The 16,545-nt window shown below is 47.6% G+C and carries 15 protein-coding genes and 1 other annotated feature; of the genes, 8 read left to right on the top strand and 7 right to left on the bottom strand.

Features of this window, described 5'->3' with window-relative positions; all coding sequences use genetic code 11:
- Positions 1-174: 174 nt before the first annotated feature.
- Together CXL14_RS09135 and opuD are read left to right on the top strand one after the other, a co-directional pair.
- The gene (locus CXL14_RS09135) at positions 175-1,440 is read left to right on the top strand and encodes a BaiN/RdsA family NAD(P)/FAD-dependent oxidoreductase (RefSeq protein ID WP_014418672.1); all 1,266 of its coding nucleotides are present in this window, start codon (positions 175-177) and stop codon (positions 1,438-1,440) included.
- A 179-nt stretch (positions 1,441-1,619) separates the two neighbouring features.
- Entirely contained in the window at positions 1,620-3,155 is a 1,536-nt protein-coding gene (gene opuD, locus CXL14_RS09130; protein ID WP_014418673.1) for a glycine betaine transporter OpuD, read from the top strand.
- 35 nt (positions 3,156-3,190) lie between these two features.
- Here opuD and CXL14_RS09125 read toward each other — a convergent pair whose 3' ends face one another.
- Entirely contained in the window at positions 3,191-3,373 is a 183-nt protein-coding gene (locus CXL14_RS09125; protein ID WP_003152309.1) for a sporulation protein Cse60, read from the bottom strand.
- 200 nt (positions 3,374-3,573) lie between these two features.
- Between CXL14_RS09125 and CXL14_RS09120 the strand changes: the two genes are divergently transcribed.
- From CXL14_RS09120 to melA, 5 genes are read left to right on the top strand one after another with little or no spacing between them, the layout of a single operon-like run.
- On the top strand, positions 3,574-4,599 hold the full coding sequence (locus CXL14_RS09120) for a LacI family DNA-binding transcriptional regulator (protein ID WP_014418674.1): 1,026 nt from the start codon (positions 3,574-3,576) through the stop codon (positions 4,597-4,599).
- Between the two features lie 41 nt (positions 4,600-4,640).
- A complete protein-coding gene (locus tag CXL14_RS09115) occupies positions 4,641-5,918 on the top strand; it encodes an ABC transporter substrate-binding protein (RefSeq protein ID WP_007408801.1) in 1,278 nt (425 codons plus the stop codon).
- Entirely contained in the window at positions 5,915-6,829 is a 915-nt protein-coding gene (locus tag CXL14_RS09110) for a carbohydrate ABC transporter permease (protein ID WP_014418675.1), read from the top strand. Before CXL14_RS09115 ends, CXL14_RS09110 begins: the two co-directional genes overlap by 4 nt.
- A complete protein-coding gene (locus tag CXL14_RS09105) occupies positions 6,826-7,647 on the top strand; it encodes a carbohydrate ABC transporter permease (protein ID WP_014418676.1) in 822 nt (273 codons plus the stop codon). The genes CXL14_RS09110 and CXL14_RS09105 overlap by 4 nt, the downstream gene beginning before the upstream one ends.
- A 22-nt stretch (positions 7,648-7,669) precedes the next feature.
- Entirely contained in the window at positions 7,670-8,968 is a 1,299-nt protein-coding gene (gene melA / locus CXL14_RS09100; protein ID WP_014418677.1) for an alpha-galactosidase MelA, read from the top strand.
- Between the two features lie 36 nt (positions 8,969-9,004).
- Here the strand turns inward: melA and CXL14_RS09095 are convergent, their stop codons facing one another.
- From CXL14_RS09095 to CXL14_RS09080, 4 genes are all read right to left on the bottom strand, one after another.
- The gene (locus CXL14_RS09095) at positions 9,005-9,481 is read right to left on the bottom strand and encodes a GNAT family N-acetyltransferase (RefSeq protein ID WP_014418678.1); all 477 of its coding nucleotides are present in this window, start codon (positions 9,479-9,481) and stop codon (positions 9,005-9,007) included.
- A gap of 84 nt (positions 9,482-9,565) precedes the next feature.
- On the bottom strand, positions 9,566-9,877 hold the full coding sequence (locus CXL14_RS09090) for a rhodanese-like domain-containing protein (RefSeq protein ID WP_007613212.1): 312 nt from the start codon (positions 9,875-9,877) through the stop codon (positions 9,566-9,568).
- Positions 9,878-9,993: 116 nt separating this feature from the next.
- Positions 9,994-12,408, bottom strand: a complete 2,415-nt coding sequence (leuS, locus tag CXL14_RS09085) for a leucine--tRNA ligase (RefSeq protein WP_014418679.1) — start codon at positions 12,406-12,408, stop codon at positions 9,994-9,996.
- Positions 12,409-12,516: 108 nt separating this feature from the next.
- Positions 12,517-12,730 (bottom strand) — a binding site (T-box leader).
- 102 nt (positions 12,731-12,832) lie between these two features.
- Positions 12,833-13,168 carry a DUF4257 domain-containing protein gene (locus tag CXL14_RS09080; protein ID WP_015418038.1) on the bottom strand — a complete coding sequence of 112 codons (336 nt, stop codon included), beginning with the start codon at positions 13,166-13,168 and terminating at the stop codon, positions 12,833-12,835.
- Between the two features lie 388 nt (positions 13,169-13,556).
- Here CXL14_RS09080 and CXL14_RS09075 point away from each other — a divergent pair, with 388 nt between their 5' ends.
- On the top strand, positions 13,557-14,342 hold the full coding sequence (locus tag CXL14_RS09075) for a YtvA family blue-light photoreceptor (RefSeq protein WP_022553638.1): 786 nt from the start codon (positions 13,557-13,559) through the stop codon (positions 14,340-14,342).
- Between the two features lie 41 nt (positions 14,343-14,383).
- Here CXL14_RS09075 and CXL14_RS09070 read toward each other — a convergent pair whose 3' ends face one another.
- Positions 14,384-15,568: an MDR family MFS transporter gene (locus tag CXL14_RS09070; RefSeq protein WP_014418681.1), complete on the bottom strand. Its 1,185-nt coding sequence runs from the start codon at positions 15,566-15,568 to the stop codon at positions 14,384-14,386.
- 195 nt (positions 15,569-15,763) lie between these two features.
- Positions 15,764-16,483, bottom strand: a complete 720-nt coding sequence (locus CXL14_RS09065; RefSeq protein ID WP_014418682.1) for a YwaF family protein — start codon at positions 16,481-16,483, stop codon at positions 15,764-15,766.
- Positions 16,484-16,545: the final 62 nt, after the last annotated feature.

Here is a 16,545-nt window from a genome sequence, read left to right as displayed (position 1 = left end):
CTTTTCTATTTTAACACAACTGGGCAATTAGACGGTAATAATTACAGCGGGAAACTTTTTGGGAAAACCCTTTAAAAAACAAAATACGTTTAAGGATTCCCTTTCTTTCGCTATAATAGCAGAAAGCGGACATTTCCGCCTATTATACGTGAAAAAGAAAGTTGTTGATGAAATATGAAACATTATGACGTGATTGTGATCGGCGGCGGTCCGTCCGGTTTAATGGCTGCGATTGCCGCAGGCGAAGAAGGGGCGGACGTATTATTAATCGATAAAGGAAACAAGCTGGGACGGAAGCTGGCGATTTCCGGCGGCGGGCGCTGCAACGTGACCAACCGCCTCCCCGTTGAAGAAATCATCAAACACATCCCCGGCAACGGCCGCTTTTTATACAGCGCGTTTTCCGAATTTAATAATGAAGATATCATCGCCTTTTTTGAAAAACTCGGCATTCAGCTGAAAGAAGAAGACCACGGGCGCATGTTCCCGGTGACGGACAAAGCGCAAAGCGTTGTCGATGCGCTTTTGAACCGATTAAAACAACTGAATGTCACCATCCGCACAAATGAAAAAATCAAAGAAGTGCGGTACGAGAACGGCAGGACAGCAGGCATTACGACAAACAATGACGAACACATTAACGCAGACGCCGTCATTATCGCGGTCGGCGGAAAATCAGTCCCGCATACCGGCAGCACCGGAGACGGCTATGCATGGGCGGAAGCGGCCGGTCATACCGTGACCGAACTCTTTCCGACGGAAGTGCCGGTTACGTCGTCAGAACCGTTTATTAAACAAAAAACACTTCAGGGGCTGTCTCTTAGAAACACGGCCGTCAGCGTCCTGAATAAAAAAGGCAAACCAATCGTCACACATGTGATGGACATGCTGTTTACCCATTTCGGCTTGTCAGGCCCCGCCATTCTCCGCTGCAGCCAATTTGTCGTCAAAGAACTGAAAAAGCAGCCAGAGGTCAAACTCCGCATCGATCTGTTTCCCGGCATCAACGAGGAAGAGTTATTTCAAAAGATGCACAAGGAACTGAAAGACGCACCGAAAAAAGCGCTCAAAAACGCGCTGAAGCCGTGGATGCAGGAACGGTACCTGCTTTTTCTTCTGGAACGGAACGGTCTTGATCCGCAGACAAGCTTTACGGAACTGCCGAAGGATCAATTCAGGGCTTTTGTCAAAGACTGCAAACAATTTACGGTTGCCGCTGACGGAACGCTTTCTTTGGACAAAGCGTTTGTCACAGGCGGAGGTGTTTCCGTAAAAGAGATTGAGCCGAAACAAATGGCGTCTAAAAAAATGGAAGGCTTATATTTTTGCGGAGAAATACTCGACATTCACGGCTATACCGGGGGCTACAATATCACTTCAGCCTTTGTCACGGGTCGTCTCGCCGGTTTGAATGCAGGACGTTTCTCACGCTCGCTCTAAATGGTTTAAAGCGCATTTACCTGAGCGTCCCCGTTGATAATTGACCAAAAACATGATAGAGTTTTCTGCGTTTTGTTTCACCTGATTGAGGGAATAGGAAGAAAGGAATGATCTGCAATCGTACGACCACACTAAAACAAAATGGCGTATTGAAAAAAATAGTCAGAGGGTGAGAACGTTTGAAGAAGAACATCTCCAGTGTTTTTTGGATTGTGATTGTCATCACAGCAGCTGCGGTTTTATGGGGGGCCATTTCTCCTGACAGCCTGCAGCAAGTCACTGATACGGCACAAAAATTTATTACGGATTCTTTCGGCTGGTATTATCTGCTGGTCGTTTCTATATTTGTCGGTTTCTGTCTCTTTCTCATTGTGAGTCCGATCGGCACAATAAAACTCGGAAAACCCGGGGAAAAACCGGAATTCGGCTTATTATCATGGTTTGCCATGCTTTTCAGCGCAGGCATGGGAATCGGTTTGGTATTTTACGGGGCTGCGGAACCGATCAGCCATTACGCCATCAGCTCTCCCTCAGGTGAAACAGAAACGCCCCAAGCATTTCGTGATGCGCTCCGGTACACATTTTTCCACTGGGGGCTGCACGCTTGGGCCATCTATGCGGTCGTCGCTTTATGTATCGCATATTTTCAATTCAGAAAAGACGCGCCCGGTTTGATCAGCAGCACACTGACACCGCTTTTGGGCGATAAAGTAAACGGGCCGATCGGCAAAGCGATTGACTGTATCGCGGTGTTTGCGACCGTTGTCGGTGTGGCGACAAGCTTAGGGCTCGGAGCGACTCAGATCAACGGCGGTCTGCATTATTTATTCGGCATTCCAAAAACATTTTCCATTCAGCTGATCCTGATCGCTGTCGTGACCGTGTTATTTTTGATTTCTGCGTGGAGCGGAATCGGCAAAGGGATTAAATACTTAAGCAATACCAACATGGCGCTCGCGGGTATTTTAATGATCTTTATGCTCATTGCAGGCCCGACGGTGCTGATTATGAACTCATTTACCGATTCTATCGGCCAATACATCCAAAATATCGTGCAGATGAGCTTTCGCTTGTCTCCGAATGATCCCCAAAAACGCGAATGGATTAACAGCTGGACCATTTTCTATTGGGCCTGGTGGATATCCTGGTCGCCGTTTGTCGGCATTTTTATCGCCCGTGTATCAAGGGGCCGGACGATCCGGGAATTTTTAATCGGGGTGTTGGTGACACCTTGTATATTGGCTTTCTTATGGTTTGCGATCTTCGGTGTATCCGCGATGGATCTTCAGCAGAAAGGCGTATTCAATGTCGCGGGAATGTCAACGGATACGATGCTGTTCGGCGCACTCAGCCACTATCCGCTGACAATGGTGACATCCGTATTAACGCTTGTTCTGATCGCTGTATTCTTTATTACATCAGCGGATTCAGCGACATTTGTGCTTGGAATGCAAACGTCTTACGGCTCATTAGACCCTTCAAACCGGGTGAAAATCATCTGGGGCATCATCCAGTCCGCCGTGGCAGCGGTATTATTATATTCCGGCGGTCTGGCCGCACTGCAAAACACGGCCATTCTCGCCGCGGTTCCGTTTTCAGTCGTGATCCTTCTGATGATCGTGTCTCTGTACAAGTCATTAGCGAGCGAGAGAAAAGGAATCAAACAAGCGGAGAAATACCAAAAACCGAGAAGTCCCCGCGTCAAAAAAGCATAATGCACAAAGAAGCCCGGCATTTCGTCCGGGCTTTTTTATTTTCGGTATAAAATGAGAGCGGAAAAACAATAAAGCTGCTCACCTTCAGGATCACAGGCCGCCGCTACCGTATATTTAATATCAACGAGCTGTTCATCAGAAATCCCCTTTAAAAATGTATTGACTTCAGTCTGCAGATCCTTTTCATGCTCCTCATCAAAAACAGCTATCTTCAGCACATCACCCTCTCCTTTCTCTATCAATTTATTCCGGTTCAATTGAAATATGATAGAGAAAAACAGATTTTCTTTTTTACTGATTTTTACTAAAAGCAACCAAAAATAGTTATTGAAAACGCTTACTAACGTATGATAATATCATTTTAACAATAACCAGGTCATTTCTGTTTAGTAAATATTTAGTAAAAAGGAGATGCGAAATGGTCCGTCTCAAAGATATTGCCTTACAGGCATCTGTATCCAGCGCGACAGTATCGAGAATTTTAAATAAGGATGACTCTTTGGCCGTGACTGATGAAACAAGAGAAAAAGTTCTGAGGATCGCCGATGAGCTGGGCTATCAGCCGTCGGCAAAAAAACGGAAGAACCGCAGCCGCAGCGATTCAGCGCCCCTGATCGGCGTTGTCAGCTGCCTGTCACCCGAAGAAGAACGGCAGGATCCTTATTTTTCGGCGATCCGAAAAGGCATTGAGGAAGAATGCTTTCGGCAAAAAGTTTTTATCACATCTTCTATCCATCTCGGTTCTTTTCAAGAGCATATGTTTCACGAACTGGACGGCGTCATCGTCATCGGCAGCCTGCAAGACGAGGCGCTTACGAATATCAGCGCCGCTTTCAGGCACGCGGTATTTGTTAACGGCACACCCGATCCCGCCCGCTACGATTCCGTCAGCGTGGATTTTTATGCCGCAGCGCAGAAGGCGATAGAACATCTTCTGTCGCTCGGTTATCAGCGGCTAGGTTATATCGGCGGCCGGGAGCGGGAGCATACCGTCATAGACGGCGTAAACAGCAATAAAACGATTGAGGATAAGCGTCTGACCGCTTTCTTACAAATGGCCGGCGCCGAGCCGGAGCATGTACTGATCGGCGAATACAGCATGCACGAAGGGTTCCGGCTGATGAATGAAGCCATCAAAGGCGGAAGTCTCCCCGATGCCTTTTTTATCGCAAGTGATTCGATGGCTGTCGGCGCTTTAAAAGCCTTGCAGGAAGCCGGCCTTCAAGTCCCGCGCGATGCGGCGGTTGTCAGCTTCAACGGAATTGATGAGGCAGAATACGCCAGCACGCCGTTATCAACGGTAAAAGTATACACGGAAGAGATGGGCAGGACGGGTGTCAAATTGCTTCTCGACCGTTTAAACGGCAGAACCGTCCCGCTGGCCGTGACGCTCCCCACTTCATTGATTGTCAGACAAAGCTGCGGCTCACAAGAAAGGAGGTGACGTGTCCCGCAGCGTTTATATCATATTTAAAGGAGGAAAAGATGAAACGCTTACTGGCTTTGTTTCTTTCTTTTACTTGCATGATACTTCCCGGCTGCTCGGCAGAACAGAGCGGCGCCGGAGAAAAGCAGAAAACATTGACAGTCTATTCCACAATATCCTCAGACAGCGAACGCGCCGTATTCAGAAAGTTGGCTGATTCATTCCAAAAAGAACATCCGGACATTCAAGTAAACGTTCATTTCCCAGGCAATGACTACGAAAATATGATGAGGGTCAGAATGGCGGCCGGTGACATGCCCGATCTTTTCGACACACACGGCTGGGCCAAAATCCGCTACGGAGAATATACCGCCGACCTCAGCGGGATGTCTTGGACGAAGCGGCTCGATCCGAATTTAAACAGCATGCTCAAAGACGCCAAAGGCAGAATATACGCCTTCCCTCTGAATCAGGCAAAGGACGGACTGGCCTACAACCGCACGTTGTTGGAAAAATACGGAATCAAACCGCCGGAAACAATGGATGATTTTATGAAGGCACTGAGACAGATTAAAGAAAAAAGCGGCGGAACAGTCACCCCCTTCTGGTTTGCCGGCTATGAGAAAAGCTCATTTGCCCAATATTACGATCAATTCGCCGCACCGCTTCTCATCACAGATCCCGCACACCGTTACAAAAAACAGCTGTTAAACGGAACCTTCCGCTGGACACACTTCACCTATTTATCTGACAAACTGAAAGAGATGCAAAAGGAAAACCTGCTCAATATAGATGCCGTGACGGCAAAACGATCCCAGCTCATTGAACTGATGGCGCAAAACAAAATCGCCTTTACGCTGCAGGGCGGCACCCTCGGCCAAGACGTCGCTCAAATCAATCCGAAGGTAAAAGTCGGCATCATACCGACCCCGGCCGTCCACAAGGGAGACGCGCCGGTTTGGATCGGAGGCGAACGTTACACGCTGGCGGCATTCAAGGATTCCCCGCGGCTTGAAGAAGCGAAACAGTTTATCGCATTTATGGCCCGACCCGAGCATGCAAAATCAATTGCCGAAGCGACCTCGCTTCCGGCCGGATTAGTGAATGTACAAACGGACATTTTCTACGCAAATGACTATAAGCGCTATCAGCATATTAAGGTGCAGCCTTATTTTGACCGCCTTTATTTGCCGAACGGAATGTGGGATGTGATGGGAACAGCCGGGCAGGAGCTGATGGCCGATATCTTAACCCCCGCTGAAATTTCAGCGAAACTCGGCAGGGAATATAAGCGGCTCCGGCTTCAATCTGATTCACGGGGAGCTGAAAAAGAATGAGTGATCTTGCAAGAGAAACCCAAGGATTTCAACATCAAAAGCCGGTAAAACCCGCGTCACTGTGGTGGATGTACGTTCCCGCTCTTGCCACGGTTTTTATTTTCATGATTTTTCCGTTTGTCAAAGGCGCTTTTATTACGTTCACAAACTGGAACGGCTTCTCACAAACGTATCAATGGGTGGGAGTCACTCAATATAAAAGGCTTTTTACAGATCCAGACACGTGGCTTGTTGTGAAAAACACTTTGCTTTACGGCATCGGAAGCACTTTTTTTCAGAATATGCTCGGACTTTTATATGCGCTGCTTTTGAATCAAAGCCTAAAAATGAAGGCGCTCACAAGAACGATCATCTACTTGCCCGTCATTATCAGTCCGCTGATAATGGGATACATTTGGTATTTTATTTTCTCATATGACGGGGGTGCGCTGAATGATGTGCTTGGCGCACTGGGAATCGGTCCTGTCAACGCCTTGGCAAGCCCTGCGGCAAACCCGTGGATTATCGTGATGATTAACACGTATCAATACGCAGGCATTGCGATGATTGTATATTTAGCGGGGCTGCAAAGCATTCCGAAAGATTATTACGAAGCCGCAAAAATGGATGGCGCTGGAGGTCTTCAGCCGTTTTTCACCATCACCCTGCCTTTATTGATGCCGGCTGTCACCATCAACATGGTCATCAATATCATCGGCGGGCTGAAGCTGTTTGATGTCATTTTCGCGCTGACCGCAGGCGGGCCGGGCAATTCCTCTCAATCGATGTCGACGTTTATGTATGATTTATATTTTAAACGGCAGGATGCGGGATATGCCGCCGCCCAAGGAGTATTTATGTCCGTCATTATTCTTATCATCAGCTTTTCGGCTCTCGTGTATTTCAAGCGAAAGGAGACGGAAATGTCATGAAAACAGCCCGAATGCGGATTTTTACGCTGTTGGCAGCCGTTATCTCGTGCGTTCATATTGTCCCCTTTTATATTTTGCTGACCACGTCATTAAAAGCAAAAGGAGACTACAGTTCAAAATGGTCGCTGCCATCCGTCTTTTCATTTCAGAATTTTCGTGAAGCATGGGAACGTGCCTCTCTCGGGCAATCCTTTCTGAACACGATCATCATTACAGCCGTTTCCGCCGCTTTGTTAATTTTCATGGGTTCGCTTGCCGCATACCCGCTCGCAAGAAGAAATACAAAGCTGAACAAAATCGTCTTCGGCCTTTTGATTTCAATCATGATCATCCCGCCTTTGACTTCCATGGTTCCTTTATACAAGATGGTCGCTGATGCGGGGCTGATCAATACGCATGCCGCAGCCATTCTCATTAATACGGCTGCATATATGCCGCTGACCGTTTTCTTATATTCAGGGTTTATCCGCTCTTCCATTCCGAAAGAGCTTGAGGAAGCCGCCAGGATGGACGGCGCGGGATTGATCAGGACTTTTTATACAATCGTGTTTCCTTTGTTGAAACCGATTACCGCAACGGTCTGCATTATTTCCTGCGTGTTTATCTGGAACGATTACCAATTTGCGATTTTCTTTTTACAAGATCAACAGGTGCAGACATTGACCGTGGCCATGGCGGGATTCTTCGGCGAAAACGCGAACAATCTTCACTTAGTCGCCGCAGCCGCGATTATGGCGATGCTGCCGATGGTCGTATTGTTTTTGGCGCTTCAAAAATATTTTATCTCAGGGCTGTCCTCCGGGGCGGTCAAAGGCTGAGAAGAAAAGGGAGGAATTTCTGTTGAAGAAAATTACGTTTATCGGAGCGGGAAGCACGATTTTCGCAAAAAATGTACTGGGGGACTGCTTACTGACTGAAGCATTAAACGGGTTTGAATTCGCGCTTTATGATATTGACGCTGTACGGCTGAAAGAATCCCAGCTCATGCTGGAAAACATGAGAGACCGCTACAATACGAGTATATCCATCATCTCCTACGATGACCGAAAACAGGCGCTTAAACACGCCGGCTATGTGATAAACGCCATTCAGGTCGGAGGCTATAAACCCGCGACGGTTATTGACTTTGACATCCCGAAGCGGTACGGTCTCCGCCAGACGATTGCCGATACCGTCGGAATAGGCGGCATTTTCCGTTCCCTTCGCACCATCCCCGTTTTATTTGACATCGCAAAAGACATGGAAGAGGTCTGCCCGGATGCGTGGCTGTTAAACTATACAAATCCGATGGCCTCTCTGACCGGAGCGATGCTCAGACATACAAATGTCAAAACGGTCGGCCTGTGCCACAGCGTCCAGGTATGTACCAAAGATCTGTTTGACTCACTCGGCATGGATCATGAAGGTACGGAAGAACGCATTGCCGGCATCAACCACATGGCTTGGCTTTTGGAGATTAAAAAAGATGGAATTGATTTATATCCGGAAATTAAAAGACGGGCACGCGAAAAACAAAAGACGAAACATAAGGACATGGTGCGGTTTGAGCTGATGGATAAATTCGGCTGCTACGTAACGGAATCATCTGAGCATAATGCCGAATATCACCCGTATTTTATAAAAAGCCGGTATCCGGAGCTGATAGATGAACTCCAAATTCCGCTTGATGAATATCCGAGGAGATGCGCGGAACAAATCAACAATTGGGAAACGATGAGAGACGGCATCATCAACAACCAAAACCTGACGCATGAACGCTCAAAAGAATACGGTTCGAGAATTATAGAAGCGATGGAGACGGGCCGTCCGTTCACATTCGGCGGCAATGTGCTGAATACCGGGCTGATACCGAATCTGCCGGCGAAAGCGGTCGTTGAAGTGCCTTGCACAGCCGTCAAAAACCACATTATGCCGTCCTATTCGGGCGAACTTCCGGAGCAGCTCGCGGCGCTCAACAGAACAAACATTAACACACAGCTTTTAACCATCGAAGCGGCCGTTACATTAAAAAAGGAAGCTGTATATCAGGCGGCCATGCTTGACCCGCATACGAGCGCCGAGCTTTCCATGAATGACATCATATCTTTGTGCGATGACTTATTCGAAGCGCACAAAGACCGGCTTCCGGCTTATCACTGATCATTCGCGATCCGGCCCCGGAAAGGCTGGATCGCTTTATATGTTCAGCACCAGTTTGACCGTCTGTAAGGTGTGTCCCCTAAAGTCTTCTTCAAATTCACATACCCATTGAAACCCTTTCGCTTGATAAAAGGACAAGGCGATGCGGTTCTCTTTTTCTGCATGGACATAAAGCTTTTTTACCCCGCCGGACTGCCTGATGCATTCTTTAAGGAGTGCCGTTCCTATCCCGCTTCCCTGGCAATCCGGGTCAATATAGATGGCGGTCAGCTCCGCATTTCCGTCTTTTTGAACCGGAGTGACATTTGCAAAACCGAGCACTCGCCCCTCTTCTTCTGCCACAAAGAACAGAGAATGCAAGAGCCGGCGTTCCATCATCTCATCCTGATAGGCGGATTCGAGAAACTGATCCTGAATGTGTCTGGGAATAATCCCTTCATACGTATGATGCCAGCTGCGTTCTGCGACTTGCCGGACCTGTTTGATATCGTTTGTTTTCATAGCGCGGATCATCGGTTTCACCTGATTCGCCTCCCGTTTTTTTATAAAAAAAGAAGAAAAAGACGCACGTCCCTTTTCTTCTTCCACTTCAAAGCGTTATTTCTTCGGCTTTGTTTCGCCTTCCCACTCCAGCATGCCGCCTTCAACATTAACCGTACGGAAGCCCTGCTCATGTAAATACATACAAACGTTCATGCTTCTTTTTCCGGAACGGCAGATAAATACATATTCCTTGTCCTTGTCTAACGCATCCATCTTCTCAGGGATGTCTCCCATGCGGATGTGAACGGCCTGCGGAATCATTCCTTCGGCAACTTCTTCGTCTTCTCTGACATCAATCAGATACAGCTCTTCTCCCGCTTTTAATTTTTCTTCCAGTGCGGCTGTGCTGATTTCATTTATTTTCAATGTGTGACACTCCCATTCATCTTTATGGTGTTAAGTATACCAAAGCCTGCGGTGCAATTTCTATGATAGAGGCCTGATAAAAAAGCCCCTCTCTGTAGGAGAGGGGCTTCGTCCGGTCAGTTTGCCACGATATTGACAAGCTTGCCCGGTACGGCAATGATTTTTCGGATCGTTTTTCCTTCAAGCTGCTCTTTTACTTTTTCGTCAGCTTGTGCGAGCTGTTCTAATACTGCTTTATCAGCATCAGCCGGAACCATTAATTTCGCTTTTACTTTTCCGTTCAGCTGGACGACGATTTCCACTTCATCATCCACCAGTTTTGATTCGTCATAAGCAGGCCAAGCCTCGTATGCAATCGAACCTTCGTGGCCGAGTTTTTCCCACAGTTCTTCCGCCAAATGCGGCGCAATAGGAGAAAGCAGCTTCACAAAACCTTCGATATATTCTCTCGGCAGTTCATTCGCTTTGTAGGCTTCATTAATGAAGACCATCAGCTGAGAAATGCCCGTGTTAAAACGAAGGGCTTCGAAGTTTTCTGTCACTTTCATGACCGTTTCATGATAGACGCGCTCAAGAGTTTCGCCCGCGCCTTCTGTCACTTTGCCCGTCAGCTCGCCGTTTTCCTCGATAAACAAACGCCATACGCGGTCAAGGAAGCGGCGCGCTCCGTCAAGACCTGATTCAGACCAGGCGATAGATGCGTCAAGCGGCCCCATAAACATTTCGTACAGGCGGAGCGTATCTGCTCCGTGAGACGCCACAATTTCATCCGGATTGACGACGTTTCCGCGGGATTTACTCATTTTTTCATTGTTTTCCCCGAGAATCATTCCTTGGTTATACAGCTTTTGGAACGGTTCTTTCGTCGGCACGACACCGATATCGTAGAGGAATTTATGCCAGAAACGCGCGTACAGAAGGTGAAGCACGGCATGCTCCGCTCCTCCGATGTAAATATCAACGGGCAGCCATTTATCCAGTTTCTCAGGTGAAGCGAGCTGATCCGGATTTTTCGGGTCGATAAAGCGGAGGAAATACCAGCAGCTTCCCGCCCATTGCGGCATCGTGTTCGTTTCTCTTCTGCCTTTTTTGCCCGTTTCAGGATCAGTGACTTCCACCCACTCTTTAATGTTGGCAAGCGGTGATTCACCTGTTCCGCTCGGTTTGATCTCATCGGTTTTCGGCAGAATCAGCGGCAGCTCTTCCGCAGGAACGGCTGTTGACGTGCCGTCTTCCCAATGAATAACCGGAATCGGCTCGCCCCAATAGCGCTGGCGGCTGAACAGCCAATCACGCAGGCGGTATGTCACTTTTTTCTCACCGTTTTTCGTTTCTTCAAGCCAGGCGATCATTTTTTCAATCGCTTCCGCTTTATTCAGTCCGTTCAGAAAGCCGGAATTGACATGCTCTCCGTCTCCCGTGTACGCTTCTTCTTCCGTGTTTCCGCCTTTTACGACTTCTTTGACAGGCAGGCTGAACACTTTGGCGAATTCAAAATCACGTTCATCATGCGCCGGCACGGCCATTACAGCGCCCGTTCCGTAAGAGGCGAGGACATAATCCGCTATCCAGATCGGCAGCTTTTCTCCGTTTGCAGGGTTTACGGCATATGCGCCCGTGAAGACGCCCGTTTTTGTTTTCGCAAGATCCGTCCGTTCCAGGTCACTTTTCGCCTGAACTTCTTTAACATAAGCGTCTACCGCTTCTTTTTGTTCAGGCGTCGTGATGGCCTCCACAAGCTCATGCTCAGGAGCCAGTACGGCATAAGCCGCGCCGAACAGCGTGTCCGGTCTTGTCGTAAACACCGTAAACGTGTCATCAGTGCCGTCGATCGCGAAATGCACGTTTGCGCCTTCTGAGCGTCCGATCCAGTTGCGCTGCATGTCTTTAATGCTTTCCGGCCAGTCAAGTTCTTCTAAATCTTCAAGAAGCCTGTCCGCATAAGCGGTGATTTTCAGCATCCATTGTCTCATCGGGCGGCGTTCAACCGGATGGCCGCCCCGCTCGCTTTTGCCGTCAATGACTTCTTCGTTCGCAAGCACCGTTCCGAGCGCCGGGCACCAGTTGACCGGCACTTCGTCTACGTAAGCGAGCCCTTTTTCGTACAGCTTAGTGAAGATCCACTGCGTCCATTTGTAATAGTCCGGATCAGTCGTATTGATTTCACGATCCCAATCATATGAAAATCCGAGTGATTGGATCTGGCGGCGGAAATTATCTATATTTTGTTTTGTGAACTCAGCCGGATCATTCCCCGTGTCAAGCGCGTATTGCTCGGCAGGAAGCCCGAACGCGTCCCATCCCATCGGATGAAGCACATTGTATCCTTGCATGCGTCTCATGCGCGAAAGGATATCGGTTGCCGTATAGCCTTCCGGATGTCCGACATGAAGGCCGGCTCCTGAAGGATACGGAAACATGTCAAGCGCGTAAAACTTCGGCTTGTCATTCTCTTCACTGACGGCAAACGTTTTATGATCCAACCAGTAATTCTGCCATTTCTTTTCTATTTTTTCGTGCTGAAAACTCAACGTAAAAACCTCCTTCTGATTGAATACGGCGTATGTAGTCCAAGTATTGACGGGATGAGGAAGATTATATTCAGATTATTCTAAAACTAAAAAAACTCCCTCATCCCAAAAAGGGACGAGAGATTTTTGTTTCCCGCGGTACCACCCTCGTTAGCGCGCTTTTAAGCCGCACTCACTTGATACTTTTAACGCAGTTATGCGTCAGCGGTTTTGCCGCTGCAACTCTGAGGCGAGTTCGGAAACAGACTTGATTGACTTGCACCGGCCGTCAACTCTCTGATTGCAAAATCTGCTTCTTACTGCTCCTCTTCACTGTTCTTATCGCTACCGTAATCTTACCTGTATTTTATAGAATTCTGTTCATAAGTGCAAGCAGGTTTGTATACAATGGGAATGTACCCGGAACGGGTCGTGAGCGGGGATATTATTTTGATGGAGGATTTTTTTGCTGGTGTGGTTTTGCTTCGGCCGAATCACTGTTTTGTTCTCTGACAAAATCAAAGCTCCTGAGAACAGCTTCTCCGCCGTAGCCTGCGATTATGGATAAGATGACGAGTTGAATTCCTGAATCGGGGTCAGCGGATAAGACAAGTAAGATGGAAGCAGCCATTCCGATAAAACCATCTTCCAAAAAACCGAGATAGATAAACCGCTTTGTCATTCTGGGTTTCTCCAGCCTGCCTCTCTTTTTCACATGACCGAGAACCCCCATGATTCCTCCAATTACACAAGCAATTATTACCTGATGCAGCATCTTCATCACCTTCCTAAAGCCCTTATTTAGTAAAGCGACTTCAGGCCATCCAGCCCCCTTACGAATACGATGATTTTCGATATCTACATACCGGCGATTGAGCAGGAAAGTAAAAAGCTTGTTTCTTCCATTATATGTGAACACATGATCGGTAAGCTTGATGCATTAGATTCATTTTTCACCCAGTGACAATGACCTAGTCACTTACTTAGCGATGATGTGCCTTCCCCTTATATATTCAGTGTATATGAGGACAAGCCCGAATGACAAATTGCAAACTTCGGCTGCTTGAATCAGAACATATGTTATGCTACGGTTACTGTAGATTCATTTAAAAAGGGGAGAAACAATGGCTGAAAAAGCGCGCAGCTTTACGGCCAAAAGGGGGTTTTACATGGCTGACTCAAATGTATTCGGAAAACTGGAGCAGCTGGAGCTTATCAAAAAGGCGCTTGATCACGCACGTATCGGCGTGGTGATTACAGACCCCTCTCTTGAGGACAATCCCATCATATATACAAATCAGGGATTTATGGATATGACAGGCTACTCTTCCGAAGAGATATTAGGTAAGAACTGCAGATTTCTGCAAAGCAAAGAAACCGACCGTCAACAAGTCGCGAAAATAAGAAAGAGCTTAAACCAGAAAGAAAAGATCACGGTGCGGCTGAAAAATGTCAAAAAAGACGGCACCCCATTTTGGAATGAACTCAACATTGATCCTCTGTATGTTGAAGACAAGCTCTATTTTGTCGGTTTTCAAAAAGACATCACAGAGCAGAAAGAATACGAAAAGCTCCTTGAGGATTCCCTCGCAGAAATCACGACGCTGTCAACGCCGATTGTTCCGATCCGAAACGGCATCTCCGCTTTGCCGTTAGTGGGAAACTTAACGGAAGAACGATTTGATTCAATCGTGACAACTTTGACGGACATATTAACCGCATCTAAAGATGATTACTTAATTATAGACTTATCAGGTCTGGCCGAGGTAAACGAACAGACCGCAGACCGGATTTTCAAATTGCACCACCTGCTTAAATTAATCGGCACGGAATTGATTATCACCGGGATCAAGCCTTCCCTCGCCATGAGAATGAATCAGCTTGATGCCAGCTTTTCTTCATTAAAGACATATTTAAACGTTAAGGACGCGGTCAACGTGCTTCCGGTCGTATAAACAAAAAAATCCCGCCGAAACAGCGGGATTTTTTTATGTCGTCATCGCACTTGGACGTTTTGTTTACTAACGGTTTTCAGGCGTTTGTCGTACAGTACCGTCGCTGCGATGCTGACAACAAGAAGCACCATCAGGATCAACAGCAGCACGCTCATTCCGTACTGATCGACCAGCACGCCGCCAAGGAGCGGCCCGATCATTCTGCCGCCCGTCGCCGCACTGTTGACGAATCCTTGGTAAAACCCTTCTTTCCCCTTAGGCGCAAGCTGATTGGCAATGGTAGGAACGGCAGGCCAGACAAGCATTTCTCCGACGGTTAAAATCACCATTGCGGTGAGGTACATCGGAAATTGCTTGGCGCTGAGAAGCACGCCGAACGAGACGATAAAAATACAAAAGCCGATGACCATCTGCGTTTTTAACGCACCGGACCATTTTTTCAGAACCGCTCCTATGAGAGGCTGTCCGGCGACAATTAATATTCCGTTTACGGTCCAGAGCACACTGTATAATGAAAGCGGCATACCGATGCTTTGAGTATGTGACGCAACGGTTGTGGACCACTGCGAATAGGCAATCCACCCGAGAACATACCCGCCGCTCAATATGAGAAGCGCCGTAAATTTCGTTCTGCTGCTGACAGGCTCGTAGTCCAGGACAGAAACCTGGCTCGCATTTCCGGTTTTGATATTTCGAAACCCGAAAAATACGATAAGGAAAAACAGCACATACAGCATAGCATTGGCTAAAAACACGTACGTAAACGAGTACGCCGCAACCATCCCGCCGAGTGCCGAGCCGACGGCGACACCTGCGTTCTGAGCTACATAAATCGCATTAAAAGCTCTCCGCCCGCCTTCTTTCCATACCGCTCCCGCCATGGCGTAACTGGCCGGAAACACGATACCGGAACCGAAGCCGACAATGATGAGCAGCCAAATATAAACAGGCCATTGGTGAAACAGAACGAGTCCGAGAAGACTTGCCAATGTGATCATAATGCCGAGCATAATGGATTTGAATCCGCCGATTTTATCAAACAAAAATCCGCCGCATAAATTCCCCGCCACACTGGCACCGGAATTCAGCATCAGAACAATCCCCGCAACAGTCAGCGATTTCCCTAAATGATTATGAATATAGATCGTATTCAGCGGCCACAAAAAAGATGCGCCCGTCACATTGATAAACATTCCGATGATTAATATCTTCAAAGCGCGCGGCATACCGATCCCCCTCTCTCTATAAAAAATCCCATGAAAAAACGGAAACCGCAAGCCGCGGCTCCGTATCGAACACGTTATCATAGCACATTCATTCTATCGCCGCGGACGTCTTTTTTCAACACCAGAATCTGAAAAAAATAATGCCGGAATGTTTAAAAAATTACAAATGATTGTATTCATAAAAACAGGCCGGCCTCATGCTCTTTTCCTCAGCAGCCAAAACGGGATATACAGAATGAAAAAGCTCAATATCACCGCCGCTTCCATTGATAGAAGATACCACGGCCAAGGTCCGAAAACGTTCAGAAGCGAAGCGGTCTTCGGTTTTTTCATTAAATATAGGTAATTTGCATTCAGCACACGGTCAATAAAAAAGACACACGCCCCGTACAGATTTACGATCAGCACCGATACCCACAGCCCGCGCGCCGACGGCCTGTACCTTTCTGAAGCGGCCATGAATAGACAGGTAAGAAAAACACAGCCGTGGGAGACGAAAAACACGATGTACCGAAAATGCGGGAAAGAATACGCCCCTAAATCAGGTGTTGCCATCGCCTGTACGGCGCTGCCCAAACCGGCAAAATAGAGGAAGGCGAACAGTTTTTCGCTTTTTGTCATGACCATCAGCATCGCCAAATAGACGGAAAGGTCGCTCAGCTGCAGCGGCAGAGCTGTTTTCAGCGACCAGGCATGATGACATAGCAGCCATATATGATAGCTGATCTGCGACACGGCAAGGAGAATGAATAGTACATAGCGGAAAACGCGATTCGGCCGCCTCTGGTTGAGCTTTTTCCGGAATACGATCACGCCCGTCCCCAGCAATCCGATGATCAACAGCGTGAAAATGTGTTCCTTGGAAAAAAGATGAAAGGCCCCTGTTTCAGATTTCAATTGAAAATATTTCTGCATAAGGCTCCCCCGCGCGAAAAAATGACGTATGTCTATTCTTTTAAAAATCGCTTTCTTCTATT

The sequence above is a fragment of the Bacillus sp. SJ-10 genome (genome assembly GCF_002843505.1).
Taxonomy (GTDB): domain Bacteria; phylum Bacillota; class Bacilli; order Bacillales; family Bacillaceae; genus Bacillus; species Bacillus velezensis.
The sequence above is the reverse complement of the archived record's forward strand: the minus strand, read 5'-3'. Positions and strand labels throughout refer to the sequence as shown.